Source organism: Marinomonas fungiae (genome assembly GCF_001418205.1).
GTDB classification, from domain to species: domain Bacteria; phylum Pseudomonadota; class Gammaproteobacteria; order Pseudomonadales; family Marinomonadaceae; genus Marinomonas; species Marinomonas fungiae.
The window spans coordinates 243380-267218 of the sequence record NZ_LIQF01000004.1 but is presented as its reverse complement, the minus strand read 5'-3'; the positions used below and the strand labels follow the sequence as shown (position 1 = coordinate 267218).

Below are 23839 nucleotides of genomic sequence, written 5' to 3'. Positions count from 1 at the left end.
TCCTCTTGTGAATCACGCAACGTCTCGACGTATCCTTTGCACGTTAAAAACGATCAAAGCGATAAGGTGTCGGATCTATCATTGGTTTTTCGTTCGTCACGATATCTGCGGCTAACTGCCCCGCAGCAGGTCCTGTACCAAAGCCATGGCCAGAAAATCCAGTGGCAACGGTGAGACCTGAGATCGCTTGGATACGATCAATGACCGGAGTGGAATCCGGTGTGGCATCATTACCTCCGAAAAGGTCTTAAAGGGATTAACGAAGAACGGGGGTATCCCAAAGGTTTAGCGATACACCAATTCCCTGTTCTAGGGCGTTACGGTAGATTTTGGTGGCCCAAGCAACGTCTTCTGTGGGTAAACCACCGACCGACAGCACAATAATTTCGTCGTCATTCTTACGGCCTGGAGAAGTACCAGCACAGATAGCACCAAGATCTTCCAGTTGATCTTTGCTCATGAGTCCTTCGTCGATCATGTCCATGAAACGACAACCAATGATTGGGATGTACATGTGGACAGGTTTTGGAGCTTCTTCATGCCACGCCTCGTACAAACCGATGTTATCCATTACCTTGCGCACATCGTTTTCTTCTAACTCTGAATCAAAACGACAGTAGGCTGGCATGGAGATAAAGGCGCCTGGTTTAACCCATTCACGTTTTACAATTGGGTAAGTGGACACATCACCAGTTTCACCAGAGTTACAGTAAGTGACGATGTCGGCATCACGCACCACGTCCTCAAGCGTATCGACCACTTGTACATTGGTAATCTGGGGATAAGTTTGGTTAATCCATGTTAGGAAACTATCAAGGCTCTTTTGACCACGCCCCTTAACCTTCACGGTGTCGATCTCAGGGCAAGCCGCCATAAACGCAGCGATCGAGGTTTTGCCCATAACGCCCGGGCCCAACAGCCCCACCACTTTTGAGTCTTTACGTGCTAAATGACGCGCACCCACCCCAGGGACAGCCCCCGTACGGTAAGCAGACAATAAGTTAGCTGACATATGAGCCAGTGGTGCACCGGTATCCGCATCGTTTAGGGTGAACATTAAGATGGAGCGCGGTAAACCTTTTTCACGGTTTTCAATGTTGGAGCCGTACCATTTCACACCGCAGGTTTGGTAGTCACCGCCCAGATAGGCAGGCATAGCCATCAAACGACGATCTGGAGTATGGCGCGGCATAGTGGGAATTTCAGGCTGTTCAGGGAAGGTAACCATGGCTCCGTGAGAATCATTATTCGGCCCCGCCATGCGGTAGTCGCCTTTGTGCAGTAACGCGAACATCTCTTCCATGGTGTCGACACAGCCGTTCATGTCCATGACACCGGCTTTGATCATGTCTGGCTCTGACAGGTAGATAAAATCGATTTTAGTAGTCTCTGACATTGGCGAATTCCTCTGTAAGCTCAATATTGGGTGCGGCTCCTAGCCTTACAAAGCGCCTTCACGCTTGTTTTGAAGGTCACTTGGCTGCGGATGTTTTTTATCCTAGGCTGATTTTTTGCGTGGGGTATTGAACTTTTGCGACAGGAAAAAAGTCTCTAATTGTTTCTAAAAACTGGCATCTTGATTGCAATGTGAAGGTATCTACCTTTTTCTGGAATTAGATATCGTCATGCATCAAACCCATATCCGTCATCGACTAGAAGGTATTCGAGCAAAGCAACCATGGCTGGTATTAAGCGCTGCTGAAAAGTTTCATGTGGCCACTTCGGACAATCCTGCTATTTCTCATTTCTACAGTTTTGAGGCAGGAAATCCGGGGCCAGAAACGGTTGCCATTCCCGATGGCTGTGTGGATGTGTTATTTGATTGTGATGCGAGTCAACCAACGGCCGAGGTGTTTGGCACCCCGATGTCGGCCATTGGTATTGAATTGAAAAGTCGCCATCGCTACTTCGGTGTACGCTTTGCATCTGGGATTATTCCCGACTGCATGAAGCTTTCTGCACAGGAGTTAATTGAACATCACTACAGTTTGCTGGACGTTATTCCTCAAACAGAACAACTATTTGAAGCCATTGTCAGCCAAAACAATTTCGCCGACCAAGTGGCCATTTGTCAGAGTTTCTTTGCTGGTAAAACCCCGCGCCCAATGGCCCCTTTAACACAGGCGGTGGTCCGTTTTATTTTTGAGCATCAAGGCAATATCCGCCTAGATGAACTGGCGGACGTTACTGGCTATACCACGCGTACAATCCAGCGTCAGTTCCTAGCCGACATTGGCATGTCGCCGAAACAATTTAGTCGCATTATTCGCTGCCAGTCTGCGGTGTATCAGATCAATCACAGCAGTACCGTGACCTTCTCAGATATAGCCTTTGATTTGGGATTTAGCGATCAACCTCACTTCCTAAGAGAGTTTAAAAAGCTCGTACATGCCACCCCTATGAGCTATCAATCTCAAGTAAAACAGCAAACTTACTACGATCGAATTCAATATCTTTAGAGCCAATATGGCGCACCAACACCCCATTTCGCTCTGATTTTGTGCGCATATCTTCCTTTCTTGAAGCATGCTATAACCTAACGATATTGCTCTGGATTAGGAAATCCATCCATGAAACCCGCTGCTACACTTTCTTTGTTTGGCCTCACGGCGCTTGCTTTGACAGCCTTTGCCGCCAATTCGGTGTTAACTCGTATGGCGCTGGCTGAGCCGATCATCGACGCCAGTAGCTTTACTCTGATTCGCCTGCTCTCGGGCAGTATCGTTTTGATGCTGATATTAGCCTTTCGCTTGCGCAAGCAGTCTGCGCCCACAAAAGGCAGTTGGCTTTCCAGTTTGATGTTATTTGTCTACGCCCTAGGATTCTCGTTCGCTTATTTAATGCTGGAAACGGGCACAGGGGCTTTGATTCTCTTTGGTATGGTGCAGATCACCATGGTGGTCGCCTCACTTATAAAAGGTCAGCGTTTGGCGAGGCTAGAATGGTTGGGGATTGGGACGGCCTTTGCGGGCTTTGTCTATCTGGTGTGGCCCGAAGTCTCCACACCTTCCATTAGCGGCGTCGTGCTAATGTCCATCGCAGGGATAGCTTGGGGTGTGTATACATTACGTGGGCGCGCCTCTCAAGCGCCGCTCGCCGATACGGCCTATAACTTTACCCGTACCCTTCCCTTCTTATTGTTGCTCGGTCTGTTTAGCATTGGCCAATTCGAGCTATCGACACAAGGTATTATGTTAGCCGTACTGTCTGGGGCGATTGCCTCGGGATTAGGCTACACCCTTTGGTACAGCGTACTCACCCACTTAGGTGCCACACAAGCGGGTGTGTTACAGTTGCTCGTGCCCGTAATTGCTGCGCTAGGAGGGATTCTGTTTGTTTCAGAACCCCTTACCCTACGCTTTATTGTGGCATCTCTATTGATACTGGGAGGCATTTATTTAGTAATTCAGGCGCGGACTAAAACTGCGTCACAACCGTAACGCCCGCTTGTGTCGAGCTGTCCATTGTGACCAATGCATCAATCGATTGCTCCAAGCTAATGGTACGGCCCAGCAGTTTTTCCGGCTGCAATTTACCAGACATCATCATCTGAATCATGGCATCGTAACGGTAAGCTTGCATGCCATGACTGCCGATGATTTCTAATTCATCGGCAATCACTTTGGCCATGGGCATTGGTGGTGCGGCATGGTCTGCAAGCAACAATCCCACTTGGATGTGTTTGCCCAATTTACGCAGACTTCTCACGGAGTTAAAAGCAGTGATGGAATGACCCAGCGCATCCAGTGACACATGTGCACCGCCTTTAGTGATTTCGATAACTGCCTCTGCAACGTCGGCCACTTGCTTGGCGTTGATCTGCGCCACAGCACCCAAAGATTTTGCCAGCTCCAACTTGCCTGGATCAATATCAATCGCAATGACATTGGCCCCCAATGCATTAGCGATCATCACCGCCGATAGCCCAACGCCACCACAGCCATGTACCGCAACCCATTGCCCTGCTGATACCTTACCTTGATCGACTACTGCACGAAACGACGTAGCAAAACGACAACCTAGACTTGCTGCCGTCGTGAATTCTAGGTCTTCAGGCATTGCAACAAGATTCACATCCGCTTGATCCACCGTGGTGTATTCAGCAAAAGACCCCCAATGAGTAAACCCTGGTTGGGTTTGATTGCCACATACTTGATGGTTACCAGAATGACACTCCGGACAGCCGCCGCAGGCGTTAATGAAAGGCACCGTCACACGATCACCGACCTTGAAGCGTGTGACATCTTTACCCACTTCAGCAATCACACCAGCGAATTCATGGCCCGGTACATGGGGCAACACCACATCCGTATCATGGCCTTGCCAACAATGCCAATCACTTCGGCAAACGCCTGTCGCCTCAACTTTGATCACAACACCATGAGCCGCAGGAGTCGGCTCTTGAACTTCTTGAATGGTAGGCAAAGACGAAAATTGCTCAATCACAACCGCTTTCATATACACCTCTGAGACACATACTTATATTCTCTTCAGTGTATCGTTTCAGCTTGAAATAGCCTTGCTATTTACTTGTCATTGTCGCCAGCATAAGAAAGAATATTTCCTAATACAGCAAGTTTAAGAAGGATTCTTCCCCTAATGTCGCTTGATAAAACAGATCTGAAAATATTGGCTCTCGTACAGAAGAATGGCCGACTATCCAATGCGAAGCTCGCTGAAGCTTTATCGATGAGCGAAACACCTAGCTGGCGACGACTAAAGAAACTGGAAGATGAACGCATCATCACCAGCTATCAGGCTAATCTGGATCGGCGTAAAGTCGGCTTTGGGGTAATGGCCTTTGTCCAAATATCCTGCACCAGCCATGACGAAGAGAGCACGCTGCAGTTTGAGCGTATTATTACCGAATCGGAGAATGTCCTCGCCTGCCACAATACCACGGGAGAGGCAGACTTTATGCTGCAGGTAGTGGCTAAAGACCTAGACGATTACAGCGCCTTTATCGAGAAAACCTTGAGAAAGCTACCTGGCGTCTCTGCCATCCGCTCTAATATCTCACTGCGTGAAGTGAAGTCTTCTTCACGTTTACCATTGGATGCTCCCTGAGGTAATACAAGGCAGGCTATAACCAACGTGGTACTTGGGCTTGATACGCCGCATAATCGTGCGGGAAACGTTGTGCCAGATGTAACTCCTCTTCTCGTGTTTGACGCAGTATCGTGACCACACCGATGCCAAAGCATAACAACGAGAACCAAGACGGCAACGCCAACACAAAACCAAATTGAGATAGCAATACGCCCAGATAGATGGGGTTTCGACTGAACCGGTACATCCCTTTTGTGACCAACTGTGTAGGGCCTGTTTGATTAATCCCCGATGTCCAATGTCGGCCCAATAAAAAGTGCATCGCTATCGTCCAAATAAATCCCAGCGTTAACATGATATTACCGAGTAACAGGCACCATGGTGATGACATAACAGAAAACACACCAAGGTAGGCATCCATGCTTGGATGCCACCAACGTGCTACACATACCATCCAAATGGTGACGCGAAACACGTCAAAAATTTTATGATGCCACCAGTTCGGCGACAGAAAAGCCCCATGAAAGACACGCTCCTGACCTGTAGCGCGTTTCAAAGTAATAATTCTCACCGTATAAAACAGTGCCACGATGCTATAAAAAATCGCCAAATAGACTCGTGTAAACTCTTGAATAAGCTCTGGGGAATTAAAAATATTCACAACCAAATAATCGATCCATTAATTAATAGGATGGCGTTTCTATCCACTTTGTCGCTCATTGTTTCACTTAAACAACGTTCAGGTAAATACAAGCGCTGGTGACGTCTCACTACAGAGATCTTTCCGTAATGCCGAAATCAAATTCTGTCCATAATTGAGTAACTATGAAAAGTCTCATCATTTCGGCATTAGAGATTTAACCTATTGGTCAAATAGGCTTAAGCTTACTCTTATCTTCATAATATTCGGAATCTTACCCATGCATTATCAAGCGATCAAACTGGTGAAGCGCCCAGTTGAAGCCATTACGTCAGATATTTTCGAGACGACCAGCCAAGCCCTCCCTGAATTGAAAGACGGCGAGCTTTTGGTTAAGTTGACACATCTTTCATTGGATCCAGCCATGCGCGGTTGGATGAGCGCCGACGAAAACAGCTATATCCCTCCTGTTCAACTCGGAGAAACCATGCGTGCCAGCGGCATTGGCTTTGTGGAGCAATCCAACAACGAGCAATTCCCTGTAGGGACACGGGTTATGGGGCTAATGGGCTTGACTGAGTACGCTGTCAGCGACGGCCAAGGTCTTAACAAGATCCCTGCTGATCTACCTGCCGAGGCCATTCTCAGTGTCATTGCCCTGCCTGGCATCACGGCTTATCACGGTCTATTTGAAGTACTCAAACCGGAAGCAGGTCAAACCATTGCAATCACCGCCGCCGCAGGTTCTGTCGGTTCACTTGTCGGACAAATGGCTAAAAATAAAGGGCTTAACGTCATTGGCATTGCGGGCTCAGACGAGAAATGCACTTGGCTTAAAGAAGAGCTGAAGTTTGACCACGCACTGAATTATAAGGACGCCGATTTTGCCGCTCAGCTGAAGGCTGCTGTACCAAACGGTATTGATTTGTTCTTTGAAAACACTGGCGGCAGCGCACAACAACCGATCTTTGATGCCATGAACCCTCATGGTCGTATTGCCGTGTGTGGCATGATTGCCGAGTACAATAAGCAAGAACCCTCGCCAGGTCCAAGCTGGGTTGGCATTATCAAGCGCCGTTTAAATATCCAAGGCTTCACCATGCCGGATCACTGGCATCGTATCCCTGAATACGGTCAGGCTCTTGGTGCCATGCTAGCCAAGGGTGAGCTGACCTATCGCGCTCATGTACTGAAAGGGCTAGATCAAGCGCCTGACGGTATTAATTTATTATTCCGAGGTGAAAACCAAGGTAAATTGATCGTTGAACTATAAGTGATACCCTACTCGCTGACGCGTCGCGTCAGCGAGCTGTTACCTGTGTTTAGATAGGATAATGGTTCCTTATCCAATGTTCCGCAATATCACAACGGCGGGTAATCCAGACACCCTCATAGGACTGCACATAATCTAGAAATTTCTTCAGTGCCATAAAGCGCGCAGGCTTACCCAGCGTACGACAGTGCATGCCAATCGACATCATCTTCGGTACCGTTTCGCCTTCTGCATACAAACAATCGAAGTTGTCCTTTAGGTACTGGAAGAATTCCTCCCCATGGCTAAAGCCGTAAGGTGAGGCAAAGCGCATGTCATTACAGTCCAACGTGTACGGGATAACTAGATGCGGCTTGGTTTTGCTGTCGTCTTCGTGGTGCGGTACCTCCACCCAGTACGGCAGGTCATCACCATAATTGTCTGAGTCGTATTTCAACTGCGGCTGCTCTGCCACTAGCTTACGAGTATTAGGGGAATCACGGCCCGTGTACCAGCCCATTGGCATCACCCCAGTCACCTCTTGGATGATTTGCAGCGCTTGCTGCATGTGTTGGCGCTCTTCTTCAATAGACATCTCTTGATAGTGAATCCATTTCAAACCATGGCACACCAACTCATGACCGCCCTCTACAAAGGCTTTGGCCACTTCAGGATTACGCTGTAGCGCCGTTGCCACGGCAAAGATAGACAATGGCAATCCGCGTTTTTCAAATTCGTTGAGAATACGCCAAACGCCTGTGCGAGAGCCGTATTCGTATAAAGACTCCATACTCATATGGCGGTCTTTAAAGGGCTGCGCGCCAAAGATTTCCGATAGAAACGTTTCTGCATGCTCATCACCATGCAGCACACAGTTTTCACCACCTTCTTCGAAGTTCAATACAAATTGCAGCGCGATACGGGCTTTATTAGGCCATTCTACTTTCGGCAAATTGGCACGACCGTATCCGGCATAGTCTCGTTCTAAGTAATGTTTCATGCTGTACTACCTTCTGCTAGCGATTCCAATGCTCATAGCGACCGATGAATGGTTTATTAACTGGCGCGCCATATTGACCGGTTTTCGCGGTCTTAAGACTTAACTGGTGCAAACTCTCTGCCAGCTTCACCGCTGCAGCCACACCATCGATGATCGGTACCGGCAACTCAGCTCGTAAACGATCCACCAAGGCGGACATTCCCGCACAACCCAATACGATGGCTTCAGCACCGTCTTCATTGATCGCAGCCAAACACTCATCCCGTAGCTGGTTGTAAGCACTTGGCTCAATATGTTCCAGTGCAAGCACAGGAATATCAGTGGCTCGTACCCCACTGCACAGATGTTTGTATCCATATTTATGAAGCAAATGTTCGCTGGCGGGTACAGTTCGTGACAATGTAGTCACCACAGCAAACTTATGGCCAACCATGCTGGCCAACTTGAATGCTGCTTCGGCAATGCCGATCACGGGCGCATCCGCGAGCTCACGCGCTGCATCCAACGCAGGATCACCGAAACACGCGACAATGTGCGCATCCGCCCCCATTTCCTTACCCTTTTGAATCTGGTCCAGCATAGCCGCGCCAGCAACCACTTCATCAAAGGCGCACTCAATGCTTCTTGGGCCGTGTTCTGGGGTACTGGCAATGATTTCACTGTTTGGTAAAGCAATCAGGCGCGCACTGGCGGCCATGGCTTCGGTCATGCCGACACTGGTATTAGGGTTAATGATCTGGATACGCATGAAGGGTCTTTCCTAAAATAAAACAGGCCTAGTCTTTAAATAGGCGTTGAAAGTCGATGTGCTGTTCTTCCTGACTTTCGAGGATCAAGGAGGCCTTTATTACTTGTAAATGATGCTTCATCCAAGCTTGTGCTTTTTTCGGCTGTCCGTCATCAAGAAGGTCTAGCAACTGGCTGTGGTCACCACAATCACAACTAACACTGCTACGGGTCCCGTAAGCAGCAATTACTAAGGACGAGCGATAACAAAGCTGTTCCACAAATGAGGCCAATACATTGTTGCCTGCTAATTGCGCCAGTTCATAGTGAAAGCGCGCCGTGGCTTGAATCGATGAAGCCATATCCCCGGCCTGCTCGGCTTGGCGTTCTTCATCAACCAAATCACGGAATCGCTCCGACTGCTCTGGATTCCAGCTGCGTTGCACCCCAGCAATGAGCTGCGGCTCAATCAAAATGCGACTGTCTAATACTTCTAACGCTTCGTCTTCGCTTGGATGGTTCACCTGTGCGCCCTTATTACGGGCGATCACGACAAAGTGTTCCAATGCCAAACGCTGCAATACTTTACGAATCCCAGTGCGGCTGACACCAAAGGCTTCCGATAGTCGATCTTCTGGCAATCGCGCACCGGGTGGCAATTGATGCTCGACGATGGCTTTCAAAATTTTTTGATAAATCTTTTCGTCATTCGACATGAATGTGGTCACCTAAAATTGTATACAATTAAAACCTTAATTTTGTATACATGGTTTTTAATATAACACGTCGTCCATGAATGCACATCCCTTATAAACAGTGGAAAAAATGCGCACAAAAATGGTACGCAACTCTCTAAACATGCCTAAATGCAGTGCATTCAGGCACTTTGAAACAATTCATTTCAACTAAAAACCCCAAAGAAACCGTTGTTTCAGTTTTTGGCACAGTAATTGTATTCAACAATTGTATACAATCAAAAACAGGAACCCTTCGCATGACCAATAAACTACCTGTGAGTCCTAGACTCAGTAACGAAGACCTAAAACCAGATACCGAACAAAAGTGGGGATGGTACTCTATCTTCGCGTTTTGGATGTCAGATGTACACAGTGTTGGTGGCTACGTGTTCGCCGCCAGCTTATTTGCCTTAGGCCTTAACGGCATCCAAGTGTTTATCAGTTTGTTAGTGGGGATCTCAATCGTTTTGGTATTTGCCAACTTGATGGGGAAACCGGGACAAAAAGCAGGTGCCCCCTTCCCTGTGATTGCTCGTATGTCCTTTGGCGTATTCGGTGCCAACATCCCAGCGGTAATTCGCGGTTTGATCGCTGTCGTTTGGTACGGCATTCAAACTTTCCTCGCGTCCAGCTCCTTTATTATCCTGTTGCTGTACTTCTTCCCAGGTATGGAAACGCTGGCCGATGACAGCTTCCTTGATCTTTCTTACCTTGGTTGGATTGGCTTTACCGCGATGTGGATTATCCAAGGCATCGTATTTATGTTCGGTATGGACATGATTCGTAAGGTGATCGACTGGTCTGGCCCTGCCATCTATGTCGCTATGTTCGCTCTATGTATCTATATGGTGAACCTAGCCGGTTGGGACAACATCAGCTTTACCCTTGGCGATGCCAGCCTATCTGGTATGGATGCCTTCGTGCAGATGTTTATTGCCATTGCCTTGGTAGCAGGCTACTTCGCTGGTCCAACCTTAAACTTCAGTGACTTCTCACGTTACTGTGGCAGTTATAAGCAATTGAAGTTCGGAAACCTATTAGGCCTGCCTTTTAACTTTATCCTGTTCTCTGTGTTCAGTGTGGTGATCGTATCGGCATCAATCCCTGTTTTTGGTGAAATGATCACTGACCCAGTGGAAACGGTTCGTCGCCTAGACTCTGGCATGATCACAGTATTGGGTGCGATGACCTTTATCTTCGCAACCGTGGGTATCAATATCGTCGCGAACTTCGTGGCACCGGCGTTTGACTTCTCGAATGTATCGCCACAAAAGATCAGCTTCAAAGCGGGCGGCTTTATCGCCGCATTCGGTTCAGTATTGCTAATGCCTTGGAACCTATTCAACAACCCTGAAGTGATTCACTACACCGTAGACGTGCTTGCGGCCATGATCGGTCCGCTATACGGCATCATCATCGTCGACTACTTCTTTATTAAGAAAGGTAAGATTGATATCGACTCACTGTACACAGAGTCTGACAAGGGCATTTACTGGTACGACAACGGGATCAACAAGAAGAGTGTTTACGCCCTAGTCATCGCAGGCATAGTAGCGATCTTCTGTAGCTTCGTATTCACAGCGTTGGCGAACTACGCACTGTTTATTGGTGGTTTCACAGCGGCGTTCCTGTACCGCTATATGATGGAACCTGAGCGCCTTGCGCTACACGGATTGGATTTGGCGAAACAAAGCTAAGCGTTTTACTGTTATAGCTGTTTGTCTCGTTTATGCCGCTGTTTGTCTTTCCAATAGCGGCTTTTTTTATTCTTTCTCGGGCTCGGCTACTATCATCGCAACATTAAGTGAACTGATATGCATTAGGCCACTGATAATAATCAGTGGCCTAGCTGGTGGTATCCTCTTCCATATCAATGTCCTCTCTGATGTTTCAGTAATGCTATAAAGGCTTCTAGTGACATATGCTCCTGCTCTTTTCCTCGTCGTAGCATGACTGAGTTTTCTCCCACTTCTCGGTCACCTACAATCACAATATTTGGAATCTTAGCCGCATAGCAACGCTTTATTTTTCTCCCAATAGAGCCATCACCGCTCTCCATATGTGTGTTTATATCCTCCCTCAAAAGCCGAGCAACCACCTGTCGAGCGTACTCATCAGCCGAGCTTTCCACAGGAATGATTGCCACAGGCATCGGATGAATCCACTCTGGCAACTTGCCTTGAGTGACTTCTAATAAGATACCAATCCAACGCTCCAATGAGCCATAAACAGCTTGATGCAGAATAATTGGCCGTTCAGGTTGCCCTTGGGAATTAGTAAACTCCAAGCCAAAACGTTCAGGTAGGTTAAAATCTAACTGAACTGTGCCGCATTGCCAGATTCGCCCAATACTATCTTCCAGAGCTAACTCAATTTTAGGCCCATAAAAAGCACCTTCTCCTACTTGAATTTCATATTCCTCACTGGACTGCTGGCAAGCCTCGATTAATATTGCTTCTGCTCTTGCCCAGTCTTGTTCGCTCCCCAGTGCCGATTCGGGTCGAGTGGATACTTTTATTTGCAACTGCCGATAGCCATAGGCTTGATAAACTTGTTTAGCTCGTCGCAGGAATGCTTTTATTTCCTCTTTCGCCTGAGACCAAGCACAGAAAACATGAGCATCATCTTGAGTAAACTGTCGTAGTCGCAAGCAGCCATTCAACGAGCCAGATGATTCATTACGATGTACTAAGCCAAACTCAAACCACTTGAGAGGTAGCTCTCGGTAGCTATGAATGCCTCGCTTATACAGCAATATATGAGCAGGACAAGACATGGGCTTCAAGGCATAAGAAGCTTCCTCTCCTTCAGCCTCTCCTCCGAAGAACATTGCTTCACGATACATTGCCATGTGACCGGATATTTCCCACAAATCTTTTTTTAGAAACTGCGGTGTACGGACTTCTTGAAAACGGTCTTGACGATAAATGGAACGAATATGCGCCTGAATATCTTGGAACAGTTGCCAGCCATTCGGATGCCAAAAGATCATCCCTGGGGCAATGGGATCAGAATGAAAAAGATCAAGTTGTTGCGCGATTTCGCGATGAGTTTGCATGGTTTTTCTCCTATGTAACTCTGAACGAAGCGCACAAAAAAGCATAAAAAAAACCCTCTGGCGACTCCGCTCAGAGGGTTTTAAAAATAGAATAAAGTCTACCCCCCGAACACCTTAGTGGTCGCGGTGGTGGTTAACAACAATGGGCATAGACTTACAAATAAAGGTTTCATAGCAGACATTTGTAGCAAGTAATTCGCCCGCAAGCAATGAGAAATTATTTCCCAGTAGCCAAAACAAGCATAGCGAACTCACAATAGGCTGAGTTAGTTAAAAACAGGCTCTGGCAACACAGGCTCAGTGCTGTCCATGTAAGTGAGGAAGTCTGACCATAAGTTATATGTGCGCTGTTGAGTCAGTCGCTTTTGACAGGACAAGTGCATCACCCCTCGAATAGTACCCTCGCGCCATTGGCTGTAAATCGCATCGCAGTATGATTCACGGTATTGTAGCCAGTCATGCTGTGACAATTTAATCGCGTCGACGACTTCAAGATCTTCTTCCTGTTGCTTCAGACTCGCCTTGTAATATTGTTCCATCATCGCCTCAGCCTCTTCTAGCTCTCTTCCAGCGCAATAATTTATATCAAGCGTGGTATAGGGATTTTCACAGTCCACCGAGTCTTCGGTCGCAGCGCTTAAGCAAGGTAAAATGCAAAGAGCGATTAGCCAATTTTTCATATCGTACATCCCTTTAAATAAGTTCATAAAGTGTTACCAGCATATAATAAAAAACGCCCCGCAGGTTTCCCTGCGGGGCGTTTTCGATTCTTTTAACGAATAAGACTTAGTGTGACAGCATGACTAGGTAGTCAGGGGCGACCGCACGAAAGTCTAGCGACATGGTAATGCTTAGGGCCGTGACCGTAATGATGGAGAAGAAGAACACTTGGCGTGCCCAGCGGTTCACATCAATGTCTGCACGATAGCCTTTGATTGCCATGCCTAGCCACCAAAGGCTAGTACAGGCAGCAACAGCCATGAACCCCACACCCACGTAGCCAGTCAATGGCAGCATCGCACTCGCAATCGCGAAAACAGCGATCCACAAAACAATGTGGTGTTTCGCTTTTTGAATGCCTTGTGCCACTGGCAATACAGGAATACCTGCCGCCGCGTAGTCTTTGTAGCGGAAGATGGCAATGGCATAAGAATGTGGCATCTGCCAAATACTAAACATTACCAACAAAATCGCCGCACCTGCGTCAAACTGGCCTGTCACCGAACAGTAACCCACCACTGGGGGTACCGCGCCAGACAAGCTACCGATCAACGTGCCGTAAACCGAATTGCGTTTAAAGTACAGGCTGTAAAGACCTACGTACACAAAGTAGCCGAATGCTGCAAAGAACACAGCGACTTCATTCGTGAAGTACGCAAGTAAACCAAACCCAACCACGCCTAGTACCAGTCCGTGTGCTAATGCCGCTTTCAGCGACATTTCACCAGTAACTGTTACGCGGTTACGAGTACGTTGCATCTTGGCGTCAATATCGCGGTCGATGCAGTTGTTGATCGCACAACCAGAGGCTACCACCAATGACAATCCAATGATGGTCACCAGCATTAGCACCCAATCAATGTCACCGCGAGCGGCGAGGAAGTACCCCCCCGCTACGGAGATCAAGTTGCCCATAATAATGCCCGGCTTGGTTACTTTAACGTAACGGTCGAACACACTATGTTGCTCTGGTTTTTGCGACGATGAGATCCGCTTAAACATACGCTTCTTCGCCTAGTACATCATCATCAGAACAGATTCGTAGATAATCCAAATGGATAGCGCTACGACCATTACGATAACGATAGCCGTAAAGATGAATGACAGAGTATCGATCTTGCCTTCTTTCGTGAAGTTTAGGTGCAAGAAGTACTTCAAGTGCACAACGATCTGTACTACGGCTGTTACAACGATAATTGCAAACAACGTGGCACGATCGTACGCACTAGTCATTACTGCCCAGAATGGAATCACAGTCAGAATAACGGATAGTACGAAACCGACTACGTATGAGCTTACGCTACCGTGAGAATGCGCATCGTGATCATGTTGACTCATTTTACATAGCTCCCATTAGGTAGACGAAAGAGAATACACAGATCCAGATTACGTCTAGGAAGTGCCAGAACAAGCTTAGGCAACCTAAGCGAGTCACAGTGCGGTCTTTAAGACCACGCTTAGCAACATCGATAAACATAATCGTGATCCATAGTAGACCGGCAGTTACGTGCAAACCGTGCAAACCCACCAGCGAGAAGAACGCTGTTAGGAACGCACTTGTGCTTGGCCCGTGACCCGCATGGATCAAGTGATTGAACTCGTAAAGCTCAATCGCGATGAAGGCTGCACCGAACACGAACGTCACAGCTAACCAAAGTAGCGTGCCGCCTTTGCTCTTTTTGTACGCGCTGATCATTGCAAAGCCGAATGTAATCGAGCTCAACAATAGTGCAGCAGTACCACCTGCGATCAGATTAAGATCAAAAATATCTTTACCAGAAACACCGCCTGCGGTGTTCATGAACAGCACTGCGTACGTCGCAAAGAAGCACGAGAACAGAATGCAGTCCGTCATCAGGTAAATCCAGAAACCTAACGTAGTATTACGTCCGGTATCGTGGTGTTCGTCATGGTGCGCATCGTGATGCGCAGTTGCAGAAGTACTCATTATTACCCCTTCGCCACGTTATCTAGGTGTGCATTCTCGATACGTGCTACTTCATCTGGCTGTACGTAGTAATCAGTATTACTTGCGTAAGCACGGCAAATGAAGGCAACGATCAAGCCGATGAAGCTTGCACCAGCCAACCACCAAATGTGCCAGATCAAAGCAAAGCCCATAGCTGTCGCTAGAAGACCCATGATCGGACCAGCATTTGTGTTGCTTGGCATGTGGATTGGCTCGTAGCTCGCATGACGCTGGTAAGCAGTGCCTTTCTCTTTCATGTCAGTGAACGCATCCAAGTCTTCAACATGCGGAATTTTCGCGAAGTTGTAGAACTGTGGTGGAGACGCTAGAGACCATTCTAGAGTGTGGCCATTCCATGGATCACCAGTTTTGTCCAAGTTCTTGTCTTTGTTCTTGAAGCCAAGAATCAATTGAAGAACGAACGCACCGATACCAATAGCGATTACAAACGCACCTAATGCTGCGATGTATAGCCAAACGTTCCAGTCTGGGTTGTCTGTGTGGTTTAGACGGCGAGTCATACCCATGAATCCAAGCACGTAAAGTGGCATGAACGCTAGGAAGAAACCGATGAACCAACACCAGAAAGACACTTTGCCTAGTTTTGGATCTAGGTGGAAGCCCATTGCTTTCGGGAACCAGAAAGCGAAGCCCGCTAGGTAACCAAATACTGCACCACCGATAATCGTGTTATGGAAGTGAGCGATTAGGAACAAAGAGTTGTGTAGGACGTAGTCCGCACCTGGAATCGCAAGTAGTACACCAGTCATACCACCGATAGAGAAGGTGATCATGAAACCAATTACCCAGTACATTGGCACTTCCATACGGATGCGGCCTTTGTACATTGTGAACAACCAGTTGAACAGTTTTACACCGGTCGGAATGGCGATGATCATCGTCATGATACCGAAGAAGGCGTTAACGTTCGCGCTTGAACCCATGGTAAAGAAGTGGTGCAACCATACGATAAAGCCTAGAAGCGATATAACACCGGATGCGTAAATCATTGACTTGTGACCGAATAATCGCTTACCCGAGAAAGTCGATACGATTTCAGAGAACATACCGAATGCAGGCAGTACCAGGATGTATACTTCAGGGTGACCCCATGCCCAGAACAAGTTGATGTACATCATCGAGTTCCCGCCAAGGTCGTTGGTGAAGAAGTGGAAGTCCAAGTAACGGTCAAGCGTTAGCATTGCTAGCGCAGCAGTCAGGATTGGGAATGATGCTACGATCAATACGTTGGCCCAAGTACAGGTCCAAGTAAAGATAGGCATATCCATCAACTTCATGCCAGGTGCACGCATCTTAAGCACAGTGATTAAGAAGTTAACACCCGTTAGAGTTGTACCAATACCCGATATCTGCAATGCCCAAATGTAGTAATCCACACCCGTTCCTGGACTGAATTCAAGTCCTGACAATGGTGGGTAAGCTACCCAACCTGTCATTGCGAATTCACCAAGACCTAGAGAGATGTTTACTAGCAACGCACCAGACACTGCCAACCAGAAAGATAGGTTGTTCAGGAATGGGAAGGCAACGTCACGTGCACCGATCTGTAGTGGCACGATAATGTTCATCAAACCAATCATAAATGGCATCGCCATAAAGATGATCATGATGACACCGTGTGCCGTAAAGATCTGGTCGTAGTGGTGCGGCGGTAAATAACCTTCCGAACCATTGGTTGCCACAGCGAGCTGTGTACGCATCATAATGGCGTCCGCGAAACCACGGACAAGCATTACTAGCGCAAGAATGATGTACATGATACCCAAGCGTTTGTGGTCAACAGACGTCAACCATTCGCGCCATAGCCAGCCCCACTTTTTAGCAAGTGTCATAAACACGAACAATGCCGCGCCGCCGACTGCTACAACAGCTAGGGTGCCTAGGACAATTGGGTCATGAGGGATCGCGTCCCAAGACAATTTACCTAGAAGATTCATTAGTGAGATGCCTCCTCAGACTCATGGGAAATGACTGTACGCTCACGCTGAGGCAGAATTACGCCTTCAGGAAGCTCAGCACCGTATTCAGGCTTACCGTAAAATTCGATACGACCCATGTCGCCCATGTATTCCCAGATGATGTCGAAGAACAAACCATCTTTAACAGTACCGAAGTACTCAACTGGGTGGTATTCAGTTGGCTCTACAAGCGCTTCATAACGCTCAGTTGTTAGCGCTTCACCGTTTGCTTTTACGCCAGCAACCCACTCTTGGAAGTCTTCACGAGTTGGTGTCGCGATCGCTTCGAATTTCATGCCTGTAAAGCCATGACCTGAGTAGTTTGCAGAGATACCATCGAACGTACCTGGCTCATCAGCAATCAAATGAAGTTTCGTTTCCATGCCCGCCATAGAGTAGATTTGGCTACCTAATTGAGGGATGAAGAATGAGTTCATTGTACCTGCTGAAGTAATGCGGAAGTTCACTGGAACATTCGCAGGGAACGCCAACTCATTTACCGTTGCGATACCAAGATCTGGGTAAATGAATAACCATTTCCAGTTAAGAGATACCACCTCAACAGTGATCGGCTCTTCGTCAGATTCGATAGGCTTGTATGGGTTCAACGCATGCGTTGATTTGTAAGTGATTACACCAAGAATCGCGATGATGATAATTGGAATAACCCATACCACGGTTTCAATTTTAGTGGAGTGTGACCATTTTGGTTCATATGCTTCACCACGACCTTCGCGATATTTCCACGCGAAGTAAAGTGTCATGAGAATCACCGGAACCACAACAAGCAGCATCAGGATAGTCGCTGTAATAATCAGCTCCTTCTCCATCACACCGATTTGTCCTTTCGGGTCAAGCACACCACCCTGACAACCAGCTAGTAAAACTACTAGTGCTGCCAAAGCGACTTTACTTAAGTTACGAGTTAACAAGAGATTCATCCTCTAACCCTAGATTGACGTAGGCTGACATCGAAACGATGACAGGATTTCAGACCGGCTCAGGCCGGTAACTTTTCCGCGGAGGAGCTTTGCGCGTGCCCAAAGAGCACATGAACACTAAGTTCATTCCAAAGAATGAATTTAACGCTCAACAAAACTCTTTAAGCAGAAACTGGGGGTGCACGACAAGCAGATACCGTACGGTAATGGACTTGTCGAATAACCACCTGACGGGGTGGCTTTATGTTGCGACGGTTTTTTTCCGGCAACATAAATTGCCCACTGGACATGAATAACCAGTAGACAAACACAAAGAGGCTGATAATACCGAAAAAGGCATACAGAGAGATAAGCGGGAGGTCCTTAAAGACCGTTTGGAAAAAGTCACTCGGATCGTAAGCGCCACCTAGCGGGAAAATGATTAAGTTCACCGCTACGATAGCCAAAACAAACGCATTCAGACGAGCCGCCCACTTCAGTGACTGAAGAGGCTGGCGTAGCTCGCCAAAGTTGCTCATCATGTTGTTTGTTTGCTTCACATCCACAATTGGATACCTACGTAATTGACCTGTGACAGACAAAGTTGATCACGAAATAATCAACTTTGACGTAAATCAGAATTTCGACCGAAAATTGTACACATTAGTTCACCATCTCTCCACCCAAAATTTCATCTATTTCGGGCCAAAGTGCCTATGATTCATAAATAACTCGTTTTTATCGGCAAAAGTCACCTACAGCTAGTTACAAACATGAAAATGTTTCACGCAAATTTCTAACTAAAACCCGTTCTCAAAAGTTATGTTATATCATAACATATTTGCATAACTGATTTATCTTGCTAAGGATTTATACACGTCATGCAATTCGTCAAAGCTACTGCCTTCGGGGCTCTCACTCTGTTTACTTTTGCTGCCAGCACACTGCAAGCAGCTCCAACCGAACAAAATACCGTTAAAATCAATGCTGCTTTTGAGTTTTCAAGCATCGACCCATCTCGCAGCGGCTATGTCTTTACTCGCATGCAAGTGATCGAAACGCTACTGAACGTAGATACTCAAGGAAATCTTATCCCAGGCTTGGCAACAGAGTGGCAAATCCTAGAGCAAGGCAAGCGTTGGAGGTTGTCACTACGCGACGGAGTTGTTTTTCATAACGACAAACCTATGACCGCAGCAGATGTCGTCGCCGCACTCAATCTTGCCAAAAGTAAGCCTGGTGCTTGGCAAGGTGTGCCCGTCACCAATATTAAAGTGGTCGACGAACAACATATCGATATCGAACTTAGCACTGCGTACCAACCACTTGGCGCTATATTGGCCAACTATGCCAGCGCTATCCTAGCACCGGAATCCTTTGGTGCAGACGGTGTTGCCACTCAAGTCATTGGTACCGGTCCTTTTAGGACCTACGAAATCAATACCCCGCACCGCCTTGTGGTAGAGAAGTTTCCCCAATACTGGGGCCAAACGGCACAAGTCGAGTATGTACGCTACCTCACAGGACACCGCGCCGAAGCTCGCGTTTTACAGGCTCGTAGTGGTCAAGCCGATATTGTCTTTGGTTTGGATCCCGCTGCCGCACCTATGCTCAAGCGCCTGCCGAACTTAAGCGTCATCCGCTCTGATCTACCCCGTACCTTAGTCGTGAAAGTGAATGCGGCTCACCCAGATATGAAGACGGTGGAAGCGCGTCAAGCGCTTAGCTTAGCACTGAATCGTCGCGGTATAGCCGCCGCCGTGTTACGCGCCCCAGAGGCCGCCACTGCGCAAATCTTGCCGTCATATATGGCTGACTGGCACCTTGCAGACACGAATATCGAACAGGACCTAGCGCAAGCCAAAGCCTTGCTGCACGCACAGGGCTGGCAGGAAAACAGCGAAGGCTGGCTTGAAAAAGATGGCAAACTCTTCGAAATCGATATGATCACTTACGCGGACCGCCCAGAGCTGACTACCGTCGCGACAGCAATTCAAGATCAATGGCGACAGCTAGGCGTGAAACTGAACGTTAGCATCACCAACTCCAGCGCCATCCCAGCAGGCCATGCTGACAACTCATTGGATACGGCATTAATGGCGCGTAACTACGGCACCATCGCAGATCCACTGGGTATTTTGCTAAAAGATCTAGCAGGCGAGAAAGGCGGCGATTGGGGCGCTATGAATTGGGACAACGAGAGCGTCAAAACCTCTCTAAATGAGTTGCTCTCTGAATCCGACGCAAATGCTTACCGTCAAAAGGCGCAAACCATTGCCCAAGCGATCTACGACGAGAGACCTTTGATTCCTGTCGCCTCCTATGTACAGCAAACGGCCGTGACGAAGAAACTGGATGGCTTCCGCTTTGATCCTTATGAGCGCAGCTATTTCTTAAACGAATTGTCGTGGGTGAAATAATCACCATGCGCGCTTTGCTTCTAAAACGTTTATTACAATTGGTGGCCGTCTCTTGGGGAGTTGGCACCTTAACCTTTATTCTGATGCGCTCGCTGCCAGGGGATATGGCTTATCGTATCGCCGCCAGCCGCTATGGCATGGACGCCGTCGATAACCGTGCAGCCGATCTGGTGCGTGAAGAACTGGGACTTAACCACAGTGCTTGGAGCGCCTACTGGCAGTGGTTTACCGACCTCTTGAGTTGGAATCTAGGCAACTCTTTGGTCAGTGGCGAGCCGGTGGCTACTCAGTTGTGGCACATGCTAGGGCATTCGGTTGTATTAGCTGTAGCAGGTATTCTACTGTCGATTCTGATTGCTATCCCACTCGGCCTTGCCAGCGCCTTTAAAGGTGGCTGGCTAGATCGTTCCTTATTGATGGTTTCGACGACGTTACGCGCCGTTCCCGTGTTTGTCATAGGACTTTTGGCGATCATTATGTTTGCACTAGAGTGGAATTTGTTCCCCGTTGCAGGCTTTGGTACCCCCGCTCACTTAGTCTTACCCGCCCTGACTTTGGCTCTGAGCTTAGCCGCCATTTCAAACCGTGTGGTACACACTGAAGCACGACGCGTGTTCGGTAGCTCTTTCTTTGAGTTTGCTCGGATGAAGGGCTTGAGTCCAAGCCAAACGTTTATGCATCACGGTGCTCGTAACATCGCCGTACCCGTAGTCGCCTTTCTCGGTATTCAATTAATCACAGTGGTCGAGGGCGTGGTCATGATCGAATCCCTATTCTCTTGGCCGGGCATTGGTCATGGCTTAGCACATGCGATTTTCGCTCGCGATATTCCTTTAATCCAAGGCGCGGCCTTAATGATGGGCGTACTGTTTGTTGTCATGAACACCTTAGTCGATATTGCTTGTCACTATCTTGATCCACGTGGAGGCCAGCTCGCATGATATCGTCCTTGAGTCGTACACAAAAAACTGGCGCAGGATTGTTGCTGCTGTTGGTCGCCTACGCAATCTTTGGCCCAATGTTGCAAAATGGCGATGCCACAGCGCAGGACCTAAACCATATCTTAACGCCACCGAATAGTGAATTTTGGCTAGGGACGGATCATTTCGGTCGTAACATGTGGATTCGTCTGGCCGATGCCCTGCAACTATCGCTGATGATGGCAGCTTTGTGTGTCCTCACTTCCGCAGTGATTGGCGTGACCGCTGGTGTGCTTGCAGCGACGGGCGGACGCTGGCTGGATCGCGGACTAGACGCCCTTGTCACCATGATTTTGGCATTACCTGGCTTAGTCTTAGTACTGATTTTTGCCGCCATTGTACCGGGGTCATTTTGGATGCTATACGTGGCGATTTCTCTGATTCAATGGATCGAGTACTTCCGTGTCAGTCGCGCCATTACGCAGCGTTTAACCCGCTCCCCAGAAGTGCAGTCTTCTAAGTTAATGGGCTTCGGTCAGTGGTATATTTTCCGTCGCCACTACTGGCCTGCTATCGCTCCGCAACTATTTACCATCGCCGCATTTGGTGCGGCCAATGCCATCTTGATGATGGCGTCCCTTGGCTTTGTCTACGTTGGCATTCAGCCACCGTTGGCCGAGCTTGGTTTAATGATTGTGGAGCACTTCCCCTACTACAGTGACGCGCCTTGGCTGCTGGCTCAGCCGTTGTTGTTACTAGCACTTGTGGTGCTGGCATGTCATCTAATGGGACGAGGTCGTACACAATGAGTTTGATTCATATCGAGAACCTAGCCGTTTACGCAGGTAATACTGAGCTTTTAGCACCGATTAGTTTGACCCTTGAAAAAGGCCAACGGCTGACTATTTTGGGGCAAACGGGCTCCGGTAAAAGCTTGCTTGCACAAGCCATTATGGGCAATTTGCCAAACAGCCTACGCACAGAAGGTCGCGTCACTTTATTTGGCGAGGAAGTTAATGCTAAACAACGTCAACGTTTCTGGGGGCGTCGTATTAGTATGCTACCTCAAGAGCCTTGGAATTCGCTCGACCCACTAATGGGGGCCCAGCAACAACTGGAACAAACCTATCGTATGGTGGCAGGCGAATCCGCTGCCAATGCACAGCAAAAAGCCGCCTATACTCTGGCCTTGCAAGGCTTGCAAGACAGCGGCCACAAGCGTGTTGATCAGTTGTCGGGCGGTATGGCGCAGCGTGTTGCCATTGCCTGCGCTATGGCCGGTGGAGCGCCAGTTCTGCTGGCCGACGAGCCAACCAAAGGCTTAGACGTGTCACGACGGGATCAAGTGGTGCAACAATTGATGAGCCAATCCAAACAAGGTGCGCTGATCACCATTACCCATGATGTGGCCGTCGCCCGCCAGATCGGTGGCCGTATGATGGTGATTAAATCTGGTGAACTGCTAGAGCAAGGCAACACCAGTGACATTCTCTCGGCGCCTCAACATCCATTTACCAAAGCCTTAATCGAAGCCGATCCGGTCAACTGGCCAGACAAAACGCCCGCTAGCTCCCATAAAACCCCTTTGGTCGAGGTGCAGGACCTGACAATTGGACGTGGCAATAAAGCCTTGTCCAAACACCTCAACTTCACACTCCACCAAGGGGAAGTGGTCGGCGTAGTCGGCGACAGCGGCTGTGGTAAGAGCACCTTAGGCGATACCCTGCTGGGAGTGCATCAAGCCATGGAAGGAACCATTTTACGCCATAGCCAAGCACCACTGCATCAATGGCAAAAGCTTTACCAAGACCCAACAGCGGCGGTCAGTCGTGCGGTATCGCTGGCAACCTTGCTGGAAGACACGGTGAAACTGCACAAGATTGATCGCGCTCGTATTGCGCCCTTAATGCGGCAACTTGGCTTAGATGAGGCGTTACTACAGCGTAACTCTGAAGGCGTGTCTGGCGGTGAGTTACAGCGCTTCTGTATGCTTCGTGCCTTGCTTTTGGATCCGGTGTTTTTGTTTGCCGATGAACCGACTTCACGGCTTGATCCGATTACCGCCAAAGAAGTGAGCCAGCTCTTGGTCGATGTGGCTAAGCAAAACGGCTGCGCCGTGATGCTAGTTAGTCACGATCCAGATCTGATTGAAAAGCGCTGTGATCGAGTGATTCGTTTGGACGCGTAAACTTGCTCACGTCCCTGCAACCAGCCAACCCCCAGCCATCGTGCTGGGGATTGTTTTTTTGAACAAAAGAAGTTGCAACGAAATAAAATGTTATAGTATAACATTCATGGTTAGTTAATGTGTTGCCAAGCAGAGACGTGAAACAAGTGAACTTCGTTACCTGCTTCATTCGCCTTAATTAACTACTACTCCCAGCGCGCTGGATTGGCTTACTGGTTTGGGTAGCTTACCCCACACAATTGAATTGCATGTGTGCAGCAA

The 23839-nt window shown here is 48.2% G+C and carries 23 protein-coding genes and 1 pseudogene; 9 read left to right on the top strand and 15 right to left on the bottom strand.

What is annotated here, in order from left to right; translation table 11 throughout:
• Window positions 1-43 precede the first annotated feature (43 nt).
• Window positions 44-226, bottom strand: a pseudogene (locus tag ASC49_RS19595) (NAD(P)/FAD-dependent oxidoreductase); the annotation flags it as partial.
• Window positions 227-256: 30 nt separating this feature from the next.
• Window positions 257-1396 carry a tyramine oxidase subunit B gene (locus tag ASC49_RS08250; RefSeq protein ID WP_055462762.1) on the bottom strand — a complete coding sequence of 380 codons (1140 nt, stop codon included), beginning with the start codon at window positions 1394-1396 and terminating at the stop codon, window positions 257-259.
• A 229-nt stretch (window positions 1397-1625) separates the two neighbouring features.
• Here ASC49_RS08250 and ASC49_RS08245 point away from each other — a divergent pair, with 229 nt between their 5' ends.
• A complete protein-coding gene (locus tag ASC49_RS08245) occupies window positions 1626-2459 on the top strand; it encodes a helix-turn-helix domain-containing protein (RefSeq protein ID WP_055462761.1) in 834 nt (277 codons plus the stop codon).
• A gap of 111 nt (window positions 2460-2570) precedes the next feature.
• Window positions 2571-3440 (top strand): DMT family transporter, encoded by an 870-nt coding sequence (locus ASC49_RS08240; protein WP_055462760.1) that lies wholly within the window; start codon window positions 2571-2573, stop codon window positions 3438-3440.
• On the opposite strand, the gene ASC49_RS08235 is transcribed toward ASC49_RS08240, so the two are convergent.
• Entirely contained in the window at window positions 3418-4458 is a 1041-nt protein-coding gene (locus tag ASC49_RS08235; RefSeq protein ID WP_055462759.1) for a zinc-dependent alcohol dehydrogenase family protein, read from the bottom strand. The genes ASC49_RS08240 and ASC49_RS08235 overlap by 23 nt on opposite strands.
• A gap of 141 nt (window positions 4459-4599) precedes the next feature.
• On the opposite strand from ASC49_RS08235, the gene ASC49_RS08230 reads away from it, so the two are divergent.
• Complete coding sequence (locus tag ASC49_RS08230; RefSeq protein ID WP_055462758.1) at window positions 4600-5067, top strand: Lrp/AsnC family transcriptional regulator; 468 nt, start codon at window positions 4600-4602, stop codon at window positions 5065-5067.
• Between the two features lie 16 nt (window positions 5068-5083).
• Here ASC49_RS08230 and ASC49_RS08225 read toward each other — a convergent pair whose 3' ends face one another.
• Window positions 5084-5710 carry a methyltransferase family protein gene (locus tag ASC49_RS08225; RefSeq protein WP_211262033.1) on the bottom strand — a complete coding sequence of 209 codons (627 nt, stop codon included), beginning with the start codon at window positions 5708-5710 and terminating at the stop codon, window positions 5084-5086.
• Between the two features lie 259 nt (window positions 5711-5969).
• On the opposite strand from ASC49_RS08225, the gene ASC49_RS08220 reads away from it, so the two are divergent.
• Window positions 5970-6962 (top strand): NADP-dependent oxidoreductase, encoded by a 993-nt coding sequence (locus ASC49_RS08220; protein WP_055462756.1) that lies wholly within the window; start codon window positions 5970-5972, stop codon window positions 6960-6962.
• A 49-nt stretch (window positions 6963-7011) separates the two neighbouring features.
• Here the strand turns inward: ASC49_RS08220 and puuE are convergent, their stop codons facing one another.
• From puuE to ASC49_RS08205, 3 genes are read right to left on the bottom strand one after another with little or no spacing between them, the layout of a single operon-like run.
• On the bottom strand, window positions 7012-7941 hold the full coding sequence (puuE, locus tag ASC49_RS08215; RefSeq protein WP_055462755.1) for an allantoinase PuuE: 930 nt from the start codon (window positions 7939-7941) through the stop codon (window positions 7012-7014).
• Window positions 7942-7957: 16 nt separating this feature from the next.
• Window positions 7958-8689 (bottom strand): aspartate/glutamate racemase family protein, encoded by a 732-nt coding sequence (locus ASC49_RS08210; RefSeq protein WP_055462754.1) that lies wholly within the window; start codon window positions 8687-8689, stop codon window positions 7958-7960.
• Between the two features lie 28 nt (window positions 8690-8717).
• Complete coding sequence (locus tag ASC49_RS08205) at window positions 8718-9383, bottom strand: GntR family transcriptional regulator (protein WP_055462753.1); 666 nt, start codon at window positions 9381-9383, stop codon at window positions 8718-8720.
• A gap of 278 nt (window positions 9384-9661) precedes the next feature.
• On the opposite strand from ASC49_RS08205, the gene ASC49_RS08200 reads away from it, so the two are divergent.
• A complete protein-coding gene (locus ASC49_RS08200) occupies window positions 9662-11101 on the top strand; it encodes an NCS1 family nucleobase:cation symporter-1 (RefSeq protein ID WP_072242073.1) in 1440 nt (479 codons plus the stop codon).
• 173 nt (window positions 11102-11274) lie between these two features.
• Here ASC49_RS08200 and thrS read toward each other — a convergent pair whose 3' ends face one another.
• The 8 genes from thrS to ASC49_RS08160 form a co-directional block, all read right to left on the bottom strand.
• Window positions 11275-12507, bottom strand: coding sequence for a threonine--tRNA ligase (gene thrS / locus ASC49_RS08195; RefSeq protein WP_281175780.1), 1233 nt, complete (start codon window positions 12505-12507; stop codon window positions 11275-11277).
• Window positions 12508-12728: 221 nt separating this feature from the next.
• Window positions 12729-13169 carry a lysozyme inhibitor LprI family protein gene (locus ASC49_RS08190; protein WP_245624669.1) on the bottom strand — a complete coding sequence of 147 codons (441 nt, stop codon included), beginning with the start codon at window positions 13167-13169 and terminating at the stop codon, window positions 12729-12731.
• Between the two features lie 79 nt (window positions 13170-13248).
• On the bottom strand, window positions 13249-14184 hold the full coding sequence (gene cyoE, locus ASC49_RS08185) for a heme o synthase (protein WP_211262032.1): 936 nt from the start codon (window positions 14182-14184) through the stop codon (window positions 13249-13251).
• A 12-nt stretch (window positions 14185-14196) separates the two neighbouring features.
• Window positions 14197-14520, bottom strand: coding sequence for a cytochrome o ubiquinol oxidase subunit IV (gene cyoD, locus ASC49_RS08180; RefSeq protein WP_055462751.1), 324 nt, complete (start codon window positions 14518-14520; stop codon window positions 14197-14199).
• Between the two features lies 1 nt (window position 14521).
• Window positions 14522-15130, bottom strand: a complete 609-nt coding sequence (gene cyoC, locus ASC49_RS08175) for a cytochrome o ubiquinol oxidase subunit III (protein ID WP_055462750.1) — start codon at window positions 15128-15130, stop codon at window positions 14522-14524.
• 2 nt (window positions 15131-15132) lie between these two features.
• Window positions 15133-17109 (bottom strand): cytochrome o ubiquinol oxidase subunit I, encoded by a 1977-nt coding sequence (gene cyoB / locus ASC49_RS08170; RefSeq protein WP_055462749.1) that lies wholly within the window; start codon window positions 17107-17109, stop codon window positions 15133-15135.
• Window positions 17109-18071, bottom strand: coding sequence for a ubiquinol oxidase subunit II (gene cyoA / locus ASC49_RS08165; protein ID WP_055462748.1), 963 nt, complete (start codon window positions 18069-18071; stop codon window positions 17109-17111). Before cyoA ends, cyoB begins: the two co-directional genes overlap by 1 nt.
• A gap of 161 nt (window positions 18072-18232) precedes the next feature.
• Entirely contained in the window at window positions 18233-18616 is a 384-nt protein-coding gene (locus ASC49_RS08160) for a hypothetical protein (RefSeq protein WP_055462747.1), read from the bottom strand.
• Window positions 18617-18931: 315 nt separating this feature from the next.
• Here ASC49_RS08160 and ASC49_RS08155 point away from each other — a divergent pair, with 315 nt between their 5' ends.
• The 4 genes from ASC49_RS08155 to ASC49_RS08140 are packed head-to-tail and all read left to right on the top strand — an operon-like array spanning window position 18932 to window position 23578.
• Entirely contained in the window at window positions 18932-20470 is a 1539-nt protein-coding gene (locus ASC49_RS08155; protein WP_055462746.1) for an ABC transporter substrate-binding protein, read from the top strand.
• The gene (locus tag ASC49_RS08150) at window positions 20458-21411 is read left to right on the top strand and encodes an ABC transporter permease (protein WP_245624668.1); all 954 of its coding nucleotides are present in this window, start codon (window positions 20458-20460) and stop codon (window positions 21409-21411) included. The genes ASC49_RS08155 and ASC49_RS08150 overlap by 13 nt, the downstream gene beginning before the upstream one ends.
• Before the next feature lie 8 nt (window positions 21412-21419).
• A complete protein-coding gene (locus ASC49_RS08145; RefSeq protein ID WP_245624667.1) occupies window positions 21420-22199 on the top strand; it encodes an ABC transporter permease in 780 nt (259 codons plus the stop codon).
• Window positions 22196-23578, top strand: coding sequence for an ABC transporter ATP-binding protein (locus ASC49_RS08140; protein WP_055462744.1), 1383 nt, complete (start codon window positions 22196-22198; stop codon window positions 23576-23578). Before ASC49_RS08145 ends, ASC49_RS08140 begins: the two co-directional genes overlap by 4 nt.
• Window positions 23579-23839: the final 261 nt, after the last annotated feature.